17 protein-coding genes, 1 other RNA gene and 1 riboswitch are annotated in these 17,434 nt (G+C 63.9%); of the genes, 8 read left to right on the top strand and 10 right to left on the bottom strand.

The features are described 5' to 3' along the window. Positions 1–120: 120 nt before the first annotated feature. From JNB89_RS18880 to lptF, 3 genes are read right to left on the bottom strand one after another with little or no spacing between them, the layout of a single operon-like run. Positions 121–501 carry a sirohydrochlorin chelatase gene (locus JNB89_RS18880; protein WP_013338453.1) on the bottom strand — a complete coding sequence of 127 codons (381 nt, stop codon included), beginning with the start codon at positions 499–501 and terminating at the stop codon, positions 121–123. An 11-nt stretch (positions 502–512) separates the two neighbouring features. After that, on the bottom strand, positions 513–1,661 hold the full coding sequence (lptG, locus tag JNB89_RS18875; RefSeq protein WP_013338454.1) for an LPS export ABC transporter permease LptG: 1,149 nt from the start codon (positions 1,659–1,661) through the stop codon (positions 513–515). A gap of 3 nt (positions 1,662–1,664) precedes the next feature. Further along, complete coding sequence (gene lptF / locus JNB89_RS18870) at positions 1,665–2,762, bottom strand: LPS export ABC transporter permease LptF (RefSeq protein WP_013338455.1); 1,098 nt, start codon at positions 2,760–2,762, stop codon at positions 1,665–1,667. A 137-nt stretch (positions 2,763–2,899) separates the two neighbouring features. Here lptF and JNB89_RS18865 point away from each other — a divergent pair, with 137 nt between their 5' ends. From JNB89_RS18865 to JNB89_RS18855, 3 genes are all read left to right on the top strand, one after another. Further along, positions 2,900–4,426 carry a leucyl aminopeptidase gene (locus JNB89_RS18865; RefSeq protein WP_220363257.1) on the top strand — a complete coding sequence of 509 codons (1,527 nt, stop codon included), beginning with the start codon at positions 2,900–2,902 and terminating at the stop codon, positions 4,424–4,426. 61 nt (positions 4,427–4,487) lie between these two features. After that, positions 4,488–4,904 (top strand): DNA polymerase III subunit chi, encoded by a 417-nt coding sequence (locus JNB89_RS18860; RefSeq protein ID WP_027210145.1) that lies wholly within the window; start codon positions 4,488–4,490, stop codon positions 4,902–4,904. Positions 4,905–5,006: 102 nt separating this feature from the next. After that, positions 5,007–5,864, top strand: coding sequence for a DUF2486 family protein (locus JNB89_RS18855; RefSeq protein ID WP_220363256.1), 858 nt, complete (start codon positions 5,007–5,009; stop codon positions 5,862–5,864). 129 nt (positions 5,865–5,993) lie between these two features. Here the strand turns inward: JNB89_RS18855 and JNB89_RS18850 are convergent, their stop codons facing one another. Beyond that, entirely contained in the window at positions 5,994–6,335 is a 342-nt protein-coding gene (locus tag JNB89_RS18850) for a c-type cytochrome (RefSeq protein WP_013338459.1), read from the bottom strand. A gap of 266 nt (positions 6,336–6,601) precedes the next feature. Next, the gene (gene ilvD / locus JNB89_RS18845; RefSeq protein WP_220363255.1) at positions 6,602–8,275 is read right to left on the bottom strand and encodes a dihydroxy-acid dehydratase; all 1,674 of its coding nucleotides are present in this window, start codon (positions 8,273–8,275) and stop codon (positions 6,602–6,604) included. Positions 8,276–8,406: 131 nt separating this feature from the next. On the opposite strand from ilvD, the gene JNB89_RS18840 reads away from it, so the two are divergent. Together JNB89_RS18840 and lgt are read left to right on the top strand one after the other, a co-directional pair. Next, entirely contained in the window at positions 8,407–9,387 is a 981-nt protein-coding gene (locus tag JNB89_RS18840; RefSeq protein WP_220363254.1) for a LysR family transcriptional regulator, read from the top strand. Between the two features lie 107 nt (positions 9,388–9,494). After that, positions 9,495–10,394: a prolipoprotein diacylglyceryl transferase gene (gene lgt, locus JNB89_RS18835; protein ID WP_220363253.1), complete on the top strand. Its 900-nt coding sequence runs from the start codon at positions 9,495–9,497 to the stop codon at positions 10,392–10,394. 120 nt (positions 10,395–10,514) lie between these two features. Here the strand turns inward: lgt and JNB89_RS18830 are convergent, their stop codons facing one another. From JNB89_RS18830 to JNB89_RS18810, 5 genes are all read right to left on the bottom strand, one after another. Next, a complete protein-coding gene (locus JNB89_RS18830) occupies positions 10,515–11,246 on the bottom strand; it encodes an SIMPL domain-containing protein (protein ID WP_013338463.1) in 732 nt (243 codons plus the stop codon). A 278-nt stretch (positions 11,247–11,524) separates the two neighbouring features. Continuing rightward, positions 11,525–11,983 carry an EVE domain-containing protein gene (locus JNB89_RS18825; protein ID WP_220363252.1) on the bottom strand — a complete coding sequence of 153 codons (459 nt, stop codon included), beginning with the start codon at positions 11,981–11,983 and terminating at the stop codon, positions 11,525–11,527. Positions 11,984–12,087: 104 nt separating this feature from the next. Further along, positions 12,088–12,269: non-coding RNA, 6S RNA (gene ssrS, locus JNB89_RS18820), on the bottom strand. A 33-nt stretch (positions 12,270–12,302) separates the two neighbouring features. Then, on the bottom strand, positions 12,303–12,617 hold the full coding sequence (locus JNB89_RS18815; protein ID WP_013338465.1) for a cell division protein ZapA: 315 nt from the start codon (positions 12,615–12,617) through the stop codon (positions 12,303–12,305). Beyond that, complete coding sequence (locus JNB89_RS18810; protein ID WP_013338466.1) at positions 12,614–12,970, bottom strand: ATPase; 357 nt, start codon at positions 12,968–12,970, stop codon at positions 12,614–12,616. Before JNB89_RS18810 ends, JNB89_RS18815 begins: the two co-directional genes overlap by 4 nt. 218 nt (positions 12,971–13,188) lie before the next feature. Continuing rightward, positions 13,189–13,533, top strand: a riboswitch (cobalamin riboswitch). Positions 13,534–13,621: 88 nt separating this feature from the next. On the opposite strand from JNB89_RS18810, the gene JNB89_RS18805 reads away from it, so the two are divergent. From JNB89_RS18805 to JNB89_RS31120, 3 genes are read left to right on the top strand one after another with little or no spacing between them, the layout of a single operon-like run. Then, positions 13,622–15,484: a TonB-dependent receptor domain-containing protein gene (locus JNB89_RS18805; RefSeq protein WP_220363251.1), complete on the top strand. Its 1,863-nt coding sequence runs from the start codon at positions 13,622–13,624 to the stop codon at positions 15,482–15,484. Positions 15,485–15,520: 36 nt separating this feature from the next. Beyond that, positions 15,521–16,579: a FecCD family ABC transporter permease gene (locus JNB89_RS18800; protein ID WP_220363262.1), complete on the top strand. Its 1,059-nt coding sequence runs from the start codon at positions 15,521–15,523 to the stop codon at positions 16,577–16,579. Then, complete coding sequence (locus JNB89_RS31120; RefSeq protein ID WP_220374474.1) at positions 16,576–17,418, top strand: ABC transporter ATP-binding protein; 843 nt, start codon at positions 16,576–16,578, stop codon at positions 17,416–17,418. The genes JNB89_RS18800 and JNB89_RS31120 overlap by 4 nt, the downstream gene beginning before the upstream one ends. Positions 17,419–17,434: the final 16 nt, after the last annotated feature.

Here is a 17,434-nt window from a genome sequence, read left to right as displayed (position 1 = left end):
GCTTAGGGGAGGGGGTGTGCTGCGGGGGCATCATTGGCTATGCATCTTAAGCCTCGATATGCAGACACCAGCTTAAGCGATTGCCCTGCATGAAAACCACGGGATCAAGAACCCCCGCCCTCAACCCTGCCGCAAACAATAAGCCGCGACAGCCTCGAGCACAGCGTCATCCTCACCCACCGCACCAGCGCAGCGGATTTGCACCGCAGGCTGCGCCTCCTGGCAGCGCTGGATCAGCTCCGGCAAGTCCTTCCGGATGTGCCCGCCTTGCCCAAAAAACACCGGCACGACGGTAATCACATCGCAGCCATCGGCGACCAGTTCGCCGATCGCCGTGGGCAAATCCGGCTCCATCAACTCGAGAAAAGCGAGGCGGACGCGCCCGTCGCCGCCGGCTGACGCGCGCGCGGCGCGCAGCTTCGCCGCTAACCGCTCGAAAGGCTCACGCCAGCGCACATCTCGCGCGCCGTGCCCGAACAGGACCAACCCATGCGTAGCCATCGCGAAGGCTCCTAATGCCGATCCACCCACTTCAGCCCGACCAGACCGAGTACCAGATAAACGAGTCCTGGTGTAGCCGCCGTCAACGGTGCGGGCCACGTGTTCAACGTGCCGATATGCGAGAACAGCGTATTGAACAACTGGAAGCTCATGCCGAGCATGATCCCGCCGAACACCTTCATGCCCACCACGCCGGCCCGCGTGTGCAGATACGCAAACGGCAACGAGAGCACCAGCATCACGAACACCGCAAACGGATACAGCACCTTGCGCCACAGCGCGATTTCATAGCGCTGCGTGTCCTGATGGTTCTCCGTCAAATGCTGAATGTAGCGGAACAGGTTGAACATCGACATGCGATCCGGCGACACCAGCAGCACCGACAGGATCTGCGGCGTCAACTCCGAGCGCAGCGAATATTCAGGCAGCACAACCTGCTTCGCGCGATACACCGGATTCAGTGCATCGGCCGGCGTGCCCGCGGGCGGGGGCACGTCAATTAGCTGCGTATCCGTCACGCCTGTCAATCGCCAATGACCGGGCGGCTGATAAACGCCGCTTTGCGCGATGCGCACGTTGGACAGCCGGAACTTCGAATCGAACTCGTAGATCCGCACGTTGCTGATCGTGGCGTCCGGCTTCAGTTCGCCGACGTTGACAAAGCGCGTGACCTGCTCGCCGTCCGCGCGCGCGGTCAGCGTGTCTTTTACCCACACGCCGGACTTGAAGTTGCTCGACACCGAGGAGCCCATTGCCTCGAGCCGCACGCGTTCGGACAACTGGTCGGTGTACGGGCCGATTACTTCGCCAATCAGATACGTGAGAAACACCAGTGGAATGCCGATTTTCAGCAGCGAGCGCAGCGCCTGATTGGTGGCGAGCCCCGACACGCGAAAAATCGTGTATTCGGAATTCGCGGCCATCTGCGCAAACACGTAAATCGCGCTGATCAGCGCGGCGACCGGAATGATCTCGTAGAAGCGCGACGGCGTTTGCAGCGCGACGCGCAGCACCGCGTACTGGAATTTGTAGTTGCCGTGGCCGACCGAATTCAGTTCGTTGATCAGGTCGAAGAAAAAGAACAGGCCAGAAAACGCGAACAGAATAAAGATGAACGTGAGATAGATCTGACGCGCGAAGTACCTTTCGTAGATGCGCATCGCTCAGGCCCCCTGCGAACGGCTGAACATGGCCCGCGTGAACAGCGGCCGGTTGCGCACGCGCAGCCAGAAGATGAACGCGACAATGCCGGCCACGATCACGTGCAGGATCACGAGCCCCACGCCGAACGACATCTTGCCCTGCTCGATCCACGACTGCACGACATTCAACAGGTTCGAATACGTGAGATAGATCAGCACGGCCATCACGAGGTTGATGGTGCGGCTGCGCCGCGGATTCTGGTGCGCAAGCGGAATGGCGAGCAGCATCAGATTGATGGCGATGAGCGGCAGGCCCGCGCGCCACGCGAATTCGGCGAGGTTTTCCTTCGTGGGGTTGCGCAGCAGCGTGAGCGTGGGCGTGCCCGTCGTGGTGGGCGTGTTGACGACCGGCTGGCTCTCGATCCTGACGCCGTAGCGCTCGAATTCCATGATGCGGAAATCCGGATGCCCCGGCTCGCCGTCGTAACGCCGGCCGTTTTCCAGCACGACGAAGCGATCGCCGTTCTTATGTGTTTCGGTGTGGCCGTTTTTCGACACCACGACGTTGAGCTTGCCGTTTTCCGTGCTGGTCACGAACACGTTTTCGACATGGCCCTGGTCGGGCGACATCTTTTCAATGAAGAACACGCGATGGCTCGCCGCCGACTCGCGGAACTGTCCGGGCGCGAGCAGCGAAACTTCGTCGCGCTGCTGGAAGCGCGCGCGAATCAGCTTGCTTTGCTGGTTCGACCACGGCCAGCCGACGAACACGAAGAACATGATGAGAATGATGATCGGCGTGGCGAACATGCCGATGGGCTTGATGAATTGCGTGAGGCTCACCCCTGAGGAGAGCCACACGACCATCTCGGAGTCTTTGTACCAGCGCGTGAGCACGAACAGGATCGAGACGAACAGCGTGGCGACGAGCATGATGGCGAGATAGCCGATCACGGTCAGGCCGATCAGGACCAGCACGTCGCGCGGGTCGATCTCGCCTTGCGCCGCGAAGCCGACGATGCGGATCATCATCGTGGTCAGCACGAGCGTGAGCAGAACCATGAACACGGCACCAGCCGTATACGCGAGTTCGCGCTGGAGGGAGCGTTCGAAGATCATTATTGATGACGAGAGGGGGCGCTCTCAGCGACGCGCGGGTTGCTTTCCGTCACGCCTCCGGTGCAGCCGCCGCGGGAAAAATAGCGGATAATTGCGGCTTTCATCCTAAGCCCAGATTTTATCCGAGGACAAGCGCGATGGACTTTAGCATAAAAGCCTGTGATTGGACCAAAGGCTCGTCAAACGGTTTCCTCACCGGGAAATCGGATTGCATCGTAATCGGCGTGTTCGAGTCGCAAACGCTCTCGGGCGCGGCCCTTGAAATCGACGCGGCCACCAAGGGCCTCCTGACCCGCATCATCAAGGCGGGCGACATGGACGGCAAAGCAGGCACCACGCTGTTCCTGCATGAAGTCTCGGGTATCGGCGCATCGCGCGTGCTGCTCGTCGGGCTCGGCAAACAGGACGCTTTCAGCCAGAAAGCTTACGGCGAAGCGGTGCGCGCCGCATGGCGCGCGTTGCTCGCCACCAAGGTCGTGCAGGTTACCTTCACACTGGCTCAACTGCCCGTGCTCGAGCGTTCGGCCGACTGGGGCGTGCGCGCCGCAATTCTCGCGTTGCGCGAACTGACCTACAAGTTCACGCAGATGAAGAGCAAGCCCGACAACTCGGCGCGTGCGTTAAAGCGCATCGTGTTCAGCGTGAACACCGGCGACGAGAAGGCCGCCAAGCTCGCTGCGAAGCAGGGCGCCGCGCTTGCCAACGGCATGGACCTCACGCGCGACCTCGGCAATCTGCCGAGCAACGTATGCACGCCCACTTATCTCGCGAACACTGCAAAGAAGCTCGCGAAAGACTGGAAGCTGAAGGTCGAGGTGCTTGGCGAGAAGCAGTGCGAAGCGCTCAAGATGGGCTCTTTCCTGTCGGTTACGGCGGGTTCGGTGGAGCCGGCGCAGTTCATCGTGCTGCAATATCAGGGCGGCGCAGCGAAAGCCGCGCCCGTCGTGCTGGTCGGCAAGGGCGTGACGTTCGACACGGGCGGCATTTCGCTCAAGCCGGGCGAAGGCATGGACGAAATGAAGTACGACATGTGCGGGGCCGGCTCGGTGCTGGGCACGCTGCGCGCTGTCGCCGAAATGGGCCTGAAGATCAACGTGGTCGGCATCATTCCGGCCGTGGAGAACATGCCTTCGGGCACGGCTACCAAGCCGGGCGACATCGTCACGAGCATGAAGGGCTTGACGATCGAAGTGCTGAACACGGACGCCGAAGGCCGCCTGATTCTGTGCGACGCGCTCACTTATGCCGAGCGCTTCAAGCCGGCCGCGGTGATCGACATTGCCACGCTCACGGGCGCGTGCATCATTGCGCTCGGCCATCACAACAGCGGTCTGTTCTCGAAAGACGACGCGCTCGCCGGCGAGTTGCTCGACGCCTCGCGCGAGGCATCGGACCCGGCCTGGCGCCTGCCGCTTGACGACGAGTATCAGGAACAGTTGAAGTCCAACTTCGCGGATCTGGCCAACATCGGCGGACGTCCGGCAGGCAGCGTGACGGCAGCCTGCTTCCTGTCGCGCTTTACCGACGCGTATCCGTGGGCGCATCTGGACATCGCCGGCACGGCCTGGAAGAGCGGTGCGGCGAAGGGGGCGACGGGGCGTCCGGTGCCGCTGCTCACGCAGTTCCTGATCGATCGGGCCGCGGACGCTCGCCTCCCGCAATGACGCATTGCAGTAAAGTCGCACGTGCCGCAGCGCCGGCACGCAGCGCGAGGCAAAGCCGCCGATGACTCGAATCGACTTCCATTCGAACGTCGGCGACTCGCTGCTGTATGCGTGCCGCCTCGCGCGCAAGGCATATCAGGCCGGGCAGCCGACCATCGTCGTGGCGGAGCCCGAGCGTCTGCGCGCGTTCGACGAACAGTTGTGGACCTTCTCGGCGCTCGACTTCGTGCCGCACTGCATGGCGGGCACGCCGCTCGCCGCGCAAACGCCCATCGTGCTGGCCACGAATCTCGACGACGTCCCGCATCACCAGGTGCTGCTCAATCTGGGCGCGAGCGTGCCCGCGCAATTCGCGCGCTTCGAAAGATTGCTCGAAGTGGTGGGTAACGCACACGACGAACTCATTGCCGGGCGCGAGCGCTATCGCTTCTATCGCGATCGCGGCTATGCTTTGAACAACTACAAGCAGGGCGCTTAGGCCTACGGCCCGCGTTGCGTGGTGCGTTGCATCGCGTCGCGTTCAGACGCTCCGGCGCACGCGCGGTCTGCTTTCGCTTCGACTCAAACACGGAGGGCGCACGTGTCCGATCCCAACGATAACTCGATCCCCATCCTGCAAGAGGTGCTCGTACCAGGCCACGCGGCGCAACGTCGCGAGCCGCAGAGCGGCGGGGCAGCTCCGACTGTTGCGCAACCATCGGCCGCACCTGTTGCGCCTGCCGCTGCGCAGCCTTCGACCGGAGCGGTTGCGCAACCGCCGTCGGCTGGTGCCGCTGCGCCCGCCAGTGCACAGCCTTCGACCGCGGCCGCTGCGGTCGCAGCACTCGCTGCTGGTGCTGCACAGCCGGCGACCGTAGCGGCTACAAACACCGCTGCCCCAGCCGGCGTGCCGCTGCGCGGATCCGAGCAGCTTCGCGAGTTCAGCGAGCAAGCGGAGCCCGAACTCGCGCCGCAGCCGGTTCTCTCACCTGAAGAAACGCTCGCGCCTGAACCCGTGCTTGCACCGCAGCCTCCAGTCGATCACGCGCAGCCGGCAGTCCATTCCGACGACGCGCATCGCGCAGCCGAAGCCGAGCACGCGCATGACGAGGTGCTCGCGGCTTCGGCAGGCGTGTTCGATCGCACTGAGCCGCCACCGCCGCTGGAAGCTGGCGCCACGGTGCCGCCGGACATCGCGCAGGGGACAGGGGAACAGGTGGCTTCACGCGTCGATGCCGATCTCATCGCCGGGCGTCTGAGCGAACGCTTTGCGGCGTTCCTTGCGGGCGACGGACGCGCCGTCATCGAAGCACGCTGCCGCAGCGCCGTGCAGGAGCACACGACGCGGCTCGTCGATCAGATCACGCGCGAAGTGGCGTTGACGTTGGAAAAAGAAATGACCGGCTGGGTACGCGAAGCCGTTGCAGCGGAGCTCGCCCGCCAAACCCCCGGCGCGTGACGACGAAGAAGCTCGCGGATTGAATGGAGAAGCCGGGAATCGGCGCTTGCGCCGCTGCTGGCACCGTTCACACGCGAGCGGACTACGCATGGGACGAGCGCCACGCGCGCTCATACCCGCTCACCCGCGCTACTTCAACGTCAACACCCAGCTTGCCAGGGTGGCCGCCTGATCAGGCGTGAGTTGGGTGTTCGCGGGCATCGGCACCTGGCCCCACACGCCGCTGCTGCCATCCAGAATCTTGTGCTTCAGGTACGTGGCGGCATCCTCGCGGCCCGAGTATTTCGCGGCGACGTCGTGCAGCGCCGGCCCCATGAACGGCCGCGCCACCGAGTGGCAACTCATGCAGTTCTGCTGCTGTGCAAGCGCGAGCCCGGTCGCCGCTTCGGCGTGCGCACTCGCGCTGACGCCGATGGACATGGCGGCGAACATGGCAGCCGCTGCAAGCACCGCATACGACATTGATTTCATTCTGGTCTCCGCCGGTGCAGGTGCCCGACTTGTGGTGCAAGCATTATAAAAGGAAAGGGACGCACGGTTTTTCGTGCGTCCCCTTCGCTTTTACGTAGAGCCTGTCGCCCGGCAGCCCGCGCCGGGCTTGATGCCTCGCGGCGAGCCCGCCGTGCGCCACCGCCCGTGCTGGTCGCGCGTGTCAGTCGCCCGTGCCGGCGGTTCGTGCCAGTCGCCCCATGCCGGCTGCCCGTGCCCGCCGTTCATGCGCCAGACGGCGCACTTCCTCAGCCTGTGACCGCCCCCTTATTGGCCGGCAGCGCGAGCGCCGAGTACTTCGCCAGCACGCCGCGCGTATAACGCGGCTTCGGCTGTTGCCACGCGGCGCGGCGGCGTTGCAGTTCGGCGTCGTCGACATTCAGTTGCAGCAGCAGCTTATGGGCGTCGATGGTGATCGAGTCGCCTTCCTGCACGAGCGCGATCGTGCCGCCCACGAACGCTTCCGGCGCGACATGGCCGACCACCATGCCCCAGGTGCCGCCTGAAAAGCGTCCGTCGGTGATCAGGCCGACGCTCTCGCCGAGTCCCTTGCCGATGATCGCGGAAGTCGGCGCGAGCATTTCCGGCATGCCCGGTCCGCCCTTCGGCCCGAGGTAGCGCAGCACGACGACATCGCCGGCAACGATCCTGTCCGCGAGAATCGCTTCGAGCGCGCTCTGCTCGTCGTCGAACACGCGCGCCGGGCCGGTAATGACCGGGTTCTTGAGCCCGGTGATCTTGGCGACCGCGCCGTCTTCGGCGAGATTGCCCTTGAGAATCGCGAGGTGGCCTTCCTTGTACAGCGCCTGCTCGATCGGAAAGATCACCTGCTGATCGGCGCGCGGCTTGGCCGGCACATCCTTCAGTTCCTCGGCGAGCGTCTTGCCGGTAATGGTGATGCAGTCGCCGTGCAGCAGACCCGCGTCGAGCAGAATCTTCATGACTTGCGGAATGCCGCCCGCCTTGTGCAGGTCGGTCGCGACGTACTGGCCCGAGGGCTTCAGATTGCAGATCACCGGTACTTTCTTGCGCATGCGCTCGAAGTCCTCGATGGTCCACTCCACTTCAGCGGCATGCGCGATGGCCAGATAGTGCAGCACCGCGTTAGTCGAGCCGCCGGTCGCCATGATCAACGCCACGGCGTTTTCAATCGATTTCTTCGTGATGATGTCGCGAGGCTTCAGGTCTTTCTTGACCGCTTCGACGAGCACGCGCGCCGATTCGGCGGCGGAGTCGACCTTTTCCTGATCCGGATTGGCCATCGTCGACGAATACAGCAGCGACATGCCGAGCGCCTCGAACGACGAGCTCATGGTGTTGGCCGTGTACATGCCGCCGCACGAACCGGTCGACGGGCAGGCGTTACGTTCGACTCCTTCGAAATCTTCCTGCGACATGCGGCCCGCCGTGAATTCGCCGACCGCCTCGAACGACGACACGATGGTGAGGTCGGTGCCCTTCCAGTTGCCGGGGCGGATCGTGCCGCCGTACACGTAGATGCCCGGCACGTTCATGCGCGCGAGGCCGATCATGCCGCCCGGCATGTTCTTGTCGCAGCCGCCGATCACGACCACGCCGTCCATCCACTGCCCCTGTACGCAGGTCTCGATGCAGTCGGCGATCACTTCGCGCGACACCAGCGAGTACTTCATGCCTTCCGTGCCCATCGACATGCCGTCCGAAATGGTCGGCGTGCCGAAGATCTGCGGATTCGCGTCCGCGCCCTTGATCGCGGCGACGGCCGCGTCGGCGAGCCGTTGCAGGCCAGCGTTGCACGGCGTGATCGTAGAGTGGCCGTTGGCGACGCCGATCATCGGCTTGTCGAAGTCTTCCTTCTGATAGCCGAGCGCGTAGTACATCGAGCGGTTCGGCGAACGGGCCACGCCCTGCGTGATGTTCTGCGAACGACGGTTGTATGGCATGGGGAGCTCCAGTCTGTCTGTTTTGCTGGTCGGTCCAGTGTAGTTCGGACGCGTCGGCCAAGAATGCTATTTTGCGATATGCGTGTCCAATATATTATTGGCGGCCCATTAGGTCGTAAAATGTATTAATCATGTTGCCCTCCGTTCCCGACCTGCGTCAGTTGCGCTATTTCGTGACCGTCGCCGAAGAAAAGCACTTCGGCCGTGCGGCCGCGCGCCTTTCGATTACCCAGCCGCCGCTCTCGCAGGCAATTCGTGCGCTCGAAGAGACGCTTGGTGTCGAGCTGTTCGCGCGTACCAAGCGCTCGGTCGAGCTCACGCGGGTGGGCGCCGACCTGTTGCCTGAGGTGCAACGGCTGCTGGCCGGCGCGGAAGGGCTGCGGCCGCTCGCGCAAAGCCTTGCGCGCGGCGAGGCGGGGGTGCTGTCGCTTGCGTTCGTGTCGACGGCCGACTACGGCCTGCTGCCGCGCCTCTTGCGCGACTTCGGCGCGCGCCATCCGCGCGTGCGGCTCGAACTGACCGAGGCCACGAGCGACGTGCAAGTGGATGAACTCGTGGCCGGGCGCATCGACGCGGGCCTACTGATCGCGCCGCTGCCGTCGCGGCATGCCACCCAGCTTGCGTGGCTGCCCATCGAGCGTGAGCCGCTCGTCATTGCCATGTCGACGCAGACGGCGGCGCGCGTGGCGGCCGCCGCGGGCAGCGCCGGCGACCCGCGCGCCGAGTGGCTCGACACGCCGGTGAGCCTGCGCGAGGTGGCCGATGTGCCGCTCGTCATCTTCCCGCGGCGTTTGGCGCCCGGCTTTTATGACATCATTATGGATTGCTACGGCGTAGCCGGCTTCGCGCCGCGGGTCGGCCAGGAAGCGATACAGATGCAGACCATCGTGAGCCTGGTGTCGGCCGGCATGGGTGTCGCACTGGTGCCGCAATCGCTGCGTAACCTGCGCCGCACCGGCGTCGTGTACCGGCCGTTGTCCGAGTCCGTGCCCGCTATCGAGACAGGTCTCGTCTGGCGCAGCGCCGAGATGAGTCCGGTGCTTGCGGGCTTCATCGAGATCGTGCGCGCGCATGCCGCCGGCGAAGTGCAGCAGGCCGCGTTCCCCGATTAGCGAAGCGGCGCCGAACGCATGGCGCGTGCAGCCGTCCAACGCAGGCGGCACATGCCGCGCGCTGTCCACACCAACCAGCTTCTGAACGAACCGCCCATAACAACACGATGCTCATTCACCCGAACTTCGACCCCGTTGCCATTCACCTGGGGCCGCTTGCCGTGCGTTGGTACGGACTGATGTACCTGGTCGCGTTCATCGCGGCAATCGTGGTCGGCAGGCTGCGGCTGCGTTTGCCGTATGTGGCCGCCCAAGGCTGGACGCCGAAAGATATCGACGACATGCTGTTTTACGGCGTGCTCGGCACGATTCTCGGCGGCCGGCTCGGCTATGTGCTGTTCTACAAGGCGAGCTTTTACTTCGCGCATCCGCTCGATATTTTCAAGGTGTGGGAGGGCGGCATGTCGTTCCACGGCGGCTTTCTCGGCGTGACCTTTGCGATGGTGCTGTTCGCCTATCAGCGCAAACGCTCGTGGCTGCAGGTCACGGACTTCGTCGCGCCGATGGTGCCGACCGGGCTCGCGGCGGGGCGGCTTGGCAACTTCATCAACGGCGAGCTGTGGGGGCGCGTGACCGATCCTTCGGCGCCGTGGGCCATGCTCTTTCCCGGCGCCGCGTCCGACGACGCCGCGTGGCTCGCCGCGCATCCGCAACAGGCCGCGCAATGGCACCTGACTGAGGTGTTTGCGCAATATCACATGCTGCCGCGCCATCCTTCGGAGTTGTACGAGATCGCGCTCGAAGGCGTCGCGCTCTTTTTCGTGCTGTTCTTCTTCTCGCGCAAGCCGAAGCCGCTGGGTGCGATTTCCGCCGTGTTCCTGATCGGCTACGGCCTTGCGCGCTTCACGGTTGAATTCGCGCGCGAGCCCGACGACTTTCTCGGCCTCCTCGCAATGGGCTTCTCGATGGGCCAATGGCTTTCGCTGCCGATGATTCTCGTGGGCGTTGCGATGCTCGTGTGGTCGTATCGGCGCGGCCGCAGCGAAACAGCGCACGCGTTGCCGTGAGCGCGCAATTCGCCGCGCGATAGCAAGCGCGCAGAGGGATAGCAAAACGCCACGGCATGCCGTGGCGTTTCTGTTTGCTGTGCGCCGCTCGCTGTCGACAAGGAGCGGCGCCGTGAGCGGTCACTTCATCTGAACCGAGCCCGAGACGTTGACGGTGACCGTCGACGTGCCGCCTTCTATGGGCACCGGCGCAGCCGTTTTCGCTTCGGCGCCCATGGCGCGCGCGCTCATCATCATGACGGGGCGCGGCATGACGCCGTTGTGCCCGACGTTGACCTCGCGGATCGAATAGCCACTGTAGCCGAACGCCTGGGCAGACGAAGCGGCCTGCTCGCGAAACGATTTGATCGCTTCGGCGGTGAGCTTCTGTTCGGCGGCGCGCTGCGCTGCTGGCGACAGCGAGAACTGCACATTGCCGACCTGCATGACGGATGCCAGTTGCCCCGCGAGCTTCGACGCCGCGGCAAAGTCGTGCGATTCGAGCACGACCTCCGTGCGCCCGCGCCATGCGGAGATGCGGCCGTCGCGATCGGTGGACGGATAAATCGAGAACGAACCGGTGCGCGCGGTCACGCCGCTCACGCCCTTGGCTTTTTGCAGCGCCGAATCGGCGCGCTGGTTCAGCGTGGAAGTGAGCGACGACGGGTCGCTTGCTTCCTGCTCGTAAAAGAGCGTGATATCCACGACGTCTTGCGGCACCTCGGCGCTGGCCTGCGCATTGAGCGACAGCACGCCGGCAGGTTGATAGGGCGCGACAGTCTGGGCCCGCGCGACGGCCGGGGAAAGCGCGAGCGCAGCAGGTGCCGCGCAGACGAGCGCGAAAGCGAGGGCACGTGCGGTGTGTTTCGTCATTGTTGGACTCCTTGCTTGAACAGGATGGCGCGCCGCGAGTGCGCGCAATGCAGCGGCATGGTGCTTGCATGTGCCGTTGCGAGTCCGTTAGGCGCTCGTAACCTGAGCTTGGTTCCCTAATTTGACCTTGCTTGAAGTTGCTGGACTTCGACAGAGCGGAGCGCTTCACGCGCGACACTTGCACGCACCCACGCACCGTAGGCCCGCGAGTTGCGCGTGCAATGTGCGTCGCATCGCTCGACACGGCGCACGCCGACCCGCAGCCAACGCCGGTCGGTTCAGACAAGCCGCGTCGTGATGAAGCGCCACTCCGCTTCGGTCACCGGCGTGATCGACAGACGGTTGCCTCGTGCAAGCACCCGCATGTCTTTCAACTCTTCGTGCTCGCGCAAAGCCGCGAGCGGAATCAGCGGAATTTTCTTCTTGAACACGACGTCGACCAGCAGCCAGCGCGGCGTTTCGTGCGACGACTTGGGGTCGTAATACGGACTCTTGCTGTCGAACTGCGTGGGGTCCGGATACGCGGTAGACGCTACTTCAGCGAGCCCCGCGATGCCCGGCTCCGGGCAGCTCGAGTGATAGAACAGCACACCGTCGCCCACTTGCATGGCGTCGCGCATGAAGTTGCGCGCCTGATAGTTGCGCACGCCCGTCCACGGCAGCGTGCGGTGCCGAGCGTTGGCGAGATGGTCGATGCTTGCTTCGTCCGGTTCGGACTTCATTAGCCAGTAGCGCATGAATCGAATTGAACGTTAAGAGTTTGAAGAAGCAGGGAAAGAGACGCAGGACGCGAGGCACAAACAAAAACGGCACCGGACGCAAGTCCGATGCCGTTCCACATATGGTCCCCGCCTTAGCCGCTAGGCCGGCATCCTGAACCGAAGGTTCAGAATTGGTCGCAGTTAGCAGCACTTCGGGTACATCAGACAGAGTGACGCGCACACCCGTGCTACAAATTTCCGCAACCGTGCACATGGCATTGGTTCAAGGAATATATGACCTTGGCGAACCAGGCAGGGAAGCTAAACCGATAAACATGCGACTCGCAACTGCCGCTTACTGCACGCTGTACTGCGCGATGACAGTACCCAGTTGCTCGTTCATTTGATGCATTGTACGCCGGATTTCCTCAGCGGGAAATGCTTCTCCGTGACGCACGCTTTGTTGCAGCTTAAGCAGTTCGGATGCCAGCGACAGCGCGGCCATGACAGCAATGCGATCCGTGCCCCGCACGTTGCTGTTATTGCGGATCTTCGACATTTCCGCGTCGACCCGCGCGACTGCTTCGAGCAGCGCGCCTTCCGTTTCCGGCGAGCAGGCAAGACGATAGGGCACGCCGAGAATCGATACTTCGATCTGCTTGGTGGTCATGCATTTTCTCCGTGGCGTGTGGCGTCGCTCTCCGCTTGCACTTCATGCTGAACGGGCTCGAGCAGATCGAGCTGGTTGTCCGGCTCGTTGTGCGCGCGCGCACGCGGCAATTTTTCGAGGATCGCGTTCAAGCGCACCTGGGCGTCGTCGATCTTGGCCGACAGCGCGTCGCGCTCCGCCTGCAGTGCGTCGCGTTCCTCGCGCAGCAGCGCAAGTTCCGTGCGCGTGGCTTCTGCTTCGGCGCGCGACTGCGCGAGTTGCTCTTCGAGCGCGATACGCGCTTCATTGTGGCGCTGGCTGATCGCGATCAGCTTGCCGATATTCTGTGAAAGTGTTTCGAGTTCGGTGAGCATGTGCTGCGTCCTCTAAAGACCTCGCATTTTAGCGCGGAATGTCGCACGTTCCGACAATTGTCTCGTTTCGAGACGTAACAACACCGCTTTTTGCAGGCTTTTTTCGACTGAAGAAGAAAAACTACTCGCATGGCGGGGATCGCGTCGGACAGAAGTTCGACCCTGTCCGAATGAATCGCTCATACAGCCCGCATTCTTGACTGACCCCGACGCCGCTCATACACTGGCCGCACTCTGGTGCCCGCGCGCATGTCACTGTGCGCGCAGTTAAACGGGAAGCAGGGCGCGCGGCTCACCTGAACGCGCTAACCTGCGCTGCCCCCGCAACGGTAAGCGACCGCATTGGCGCGCTCGTGTTGCGCTCGTATTGCAGTTCAGTACTGCCATACGGGTGACGACTGGGTGACAACTGGCTAGCAGTTCCGGCCAGCAACTCGCGCTTTGCAGTTCGATCCCCATCGCGAGTTCCGGTTCAACTCGCGAGTGTGCCACTGCGCGTCACGCGTGGGAAGGCGGGATCGAAAGTCGTTAGCCCGGATACCGGCCAGAGGGAGGGGCGCAACTGCGAAATGTTAAAAACGCACGCGCCCCGTTACGCGAGGGCCTGCGGGGAAGCGGGCCGCGCACGCCATCCACGGGAACTCTCATTTCATGCTGTCCCCCATCGCCCGCGCGGCGCTGCTCGCTTTTGCAGGGCTGCCGTCTCTCGCGCATGCTCAGGCCACGGCGCCTGCAAGCGCTGACTCCTCGTTCAACGTGTTGTCGCCCGTCGTGGTCACTGCCGAGCGCGGACCGCAACCGCTCGCCGACGCCATTCCGCAAACGGCGCTGTTCGATCAGCAGGACATTGCCGACACCGCCGCAACCGATCTGCCCGGCCTGCTGCAACTTGCTCCCGGCGCGCAAATCTCGCGCACAGGTGGCCCCGGCTCGACGGCTAGCCTCTATTTGCGCGGTGCATCGACCACGCAATCGCTCGTGCTGATCGACGGCGTGCGCGTCGATTCAGTGAGTCTCGGCGCCGCGCAAATCGCCCAGATTCCGCTCGATCAGATCGACCACGTCGAAGTCGTGAACGGCAACGTGTCCGCGTTATATGGCTCCGGTGCGATAGGCGGCGTGGTCCAGGTGTTCACGAAGGACGGCGGCGATCACCCGCCGCGCTTCAATTTCTCGGTGGGCTACGGCAGCTATCACACGCAGACACAGCAGGTCGGCGCCAACGGCGCATTGGACAAAGACGGCCGCACGACCTTCAGCATTTCGCTCGCGCGCTCGAAAGACGACGGTTTTTCCGCGCTCGATCCGCGCGAGGCGCCCAATGCCAATCCCAACGCTAACGGCTACCTGAACGAGAGCGTCTCGGCTTCGCTGCGCCACAAGTTCAGCGACAAGTGGGACGCGGGCGTCACCTACTTCCAGTCGAACGGCAACACCAGCTACGACAACGCGTACGGCACGCCGACCGATCTGAACAATCTGTACACGAAGGTGCGCCAGGTGTCGGCGTTTGCGAACGGCAAGCTGACCGACTGGTGGACCACGCATCTGATCGTCTCCGAAGGCGACGATCGCAGCGTGTCGAACACCAACGGCCTGTACAACGGCCGCTTCGATACCGACAACCGGCAGTACACATGGCAGAACGATTTCGCGCTCGCCGCGCAGCAGAAGCTACGCGTGGGCTATGAGCACCTGGACCAGAGCCTCGACTCCGATACGTTCGCCGCGCCCACCCGTCGCGTGGATTCTGCTTTTGCGGGCTATACGGCGCGGCTCGGACGCAGCCAGATCCAGGCGAACGTGCGGCGCGATCAGTACTCGGATTTCGGTGGAGCGAACAGTTACTATCTCGGCTACGGGTTCGACATCACGTCGCACTGGAAGGTAAGCGCAAGCTATGCCGATTCGTTTCGCGCGCCGAGCTTCGACGATCTGTACTATCCGTTAAGCGGCAATCCGTCGATCCAGCCCGAGCGTAGCCACTCGCTCGAAGCTGCGCTGCAATACGCGTCCAACGCGCTTGGCGTAATGCGGCTGAGCGCTTTCCAGACGCGCTATTCGAATCTGATCGACTATCGGCAGGTCACGCCTGGCATCTATCTCGCCGAGAACGTGGGGCATGCGAAAGTGCAGGGCATTGAAGGATCGTGGAGCGGACATGTCGGCAGGACCGACGTGCGCGCAGCGGTGACGCTGCAAAATCCGGTCGATCTCGACAACGACGTGGACCTCGTGCGGCGCGCGCGCCGTTTTGCGTCGCTCGCGGTGAATCGCAGCATCGCGGGGTGGCGCGTGGGCGGCGAGTGGATTGTGAGCGGTCCGCGTGAAGACAGCAGCGGCAAGCTGGGCGGTTACGGCATCGTCAATCTGTCCGCGCGTTACAACATCACGAAAGCGTGGTACGTGGCGGCGCAAATCCAGAATCTGTTGAACAAGGACTATGAAACGGCCTACTCGTATAACTCGCCGCGGCGCGGTGCGTATGTCACGGTCGGCTGGCAGCAGCAGTAATACGCGCGCCATGCCGGGAGCGCTCCTATGAACCCTATGAACCGTTCCCCGGCTTCGCTGCCCGCCACGCTCCACGCCATGAGCGCGAAGCGCGCCGCCGCCATCTGGCTCGTGCTCGCGCTCGCCGCGCTGGTCGTGTTGATGGCGTCGCTCGCGTTGGGCAGCGTGTCGGTCGCACCGGTCAGCGTGATGGAGGCGCTTTCACCGTTGCATGCGTCGTCTTCGCAAGGCGCGTCTGCCGATCTCGCGGCAGAAATTGTCCGCACGCTGCGTTTGCCGCGTGCATTGGCCGGTTTTGCGTGCGGCGCATTGCTCGCGGTGGCCGGCGCGCTGCTGCAAGTGTTGTTGCGCAATCCGCTTGCCGAGCCCTACGTGCTCGGCGTGTCCGGCGGGGCCGCGAGCTTCGCGCTGGTCGCGATGATCGCCGGCTGCTCGTGGTGGCTCGTCGACGTATCGGCATTCGCGGGCGCATTCGTGTCGATTCTTCTCGTGCTCGGCCTCGCACGCCGCGAGCTTTGGCGCGGTGAACCGCAGGACACGTCGCCGCGTCTGCTGTTGACGGGCGCGGTGATCGCCGCCGGTTGGGGCGCGCTGATCACGTTGCTGCTGAATGTGGCGCCCGACAACCGTTTGCGCGGCATGCTGTTCTGGCTTACCGGCGACCTCAACGGCAATGCGATGCCGTGGACGGCGCTGGCTGCGCTCGTCGTCGTGTTGCTCGCGATCGTCCCCGTTGCGCCGCGCCTGAATGTGCTGCTACGAGGCGATGCAGTCGCACAAGCGCTGGGCGTGGCGGTGGTGCCGCTGCGGCTGCGCGTCTATCTGGCGGCCTCGCTCGCCGCGGCGGCGGCCGTGACGACCGCGGGCACCATCGGCTTTATCGGGCTGGTGGTGCCGCATGTGTTGCGGCTTGCATTCGGCAACGATCAACGCATGCTGCTGCCCGCGGCGGCGCTCGCTGGCGGCGTCGCGGTGATGGGCGCCGACCTGATCGCGCGCCTCGTGATCGCGCCGGCGCAATTGCCGGTCGGCGTGATCACGTCGATTATCGGCGTGCCGGTGTTCCTGTGGATGCTGCTGCGCGCTCCCCGATGATGCACACAGCCAACCGGGCCGAGCCCGCCCTCAGCGCCCAACGCGTGACCTTGCGCGCGGGCTCGCGTACCTTGCTCGACGCGTTCACGCACACTTTCTACGCGGGCGAGATCTGGTGTGTCGCGGGTCCGAACGGCGCCGGCAAGACAACGCTTCTATCGACGCTCGCAGGATTGCGGCAAGCGTTCGCGGGCCACGTCGAACTCGACGGCACACGTCTTGTCGACTGGCACGCTCAACAACTCGCACAGCGTCGTGCGCTGATGCCGCAAAGCGCGCCCGACACGTTCAGCGCAAGTGTGCTCGACATTGTCATGCTCAACCGCTTCCCGCATCTGACCGGTTGGGGCTGGGAGCGCGAGGCCGACCGCGCTGCCGCGCGCGCCGCGCTCGATCTGCTGGGCCTCACTCGCCTCGCCGCGCGCGACGTGCTGTCGCTCTCCGGGGGCGAGCGTCAGCGCGTCGCGCTCGCCGCGGTGTTATGTCAGCAAGCGCCGCTTCTGCTGCTCGACGAACCGCTTTCTCATCTGGACCTGCATCATCAGATCGAGTGTCTCGAAGCGCTCAGTGAATGGACGCGCGAGCCGGGGCGTAGCGTGCTGTTTTCGTGTCACGACCTGAACCTCGCGCGTCGCTTCGCAACCCACGCGCTGCTGCTGGATGGCAACGGCGCAGCATATGCGGGCCCCGTGCGCGATGTCCTGACGCCCGCGTTGACGAGCCGCGTGTTCGGCTACCCGCTGATTCTGATTCGCGACGGCGAGCACGAGGCGCTAATTCCCGCGCTGGGTTCGCGTCATGAATCGCCTTCGGTTCATGACGCGGCCGCACGCCGCTAGCCAGACCACAACATCA

This window comes from Paraburkholderia phenoliruptrix, from assembly GCF_019511605.1.
GTDB lineage: Bacteria > Pseudomonadota > Gammaproteobacteria > Burkholderiales > Burkholderiaceae > Paraburkholderia > Paraburkholderia phenoliruptrix_A.
This window is presented reverse-complemented; position numbering and strand designations above follow the sequence as displayed.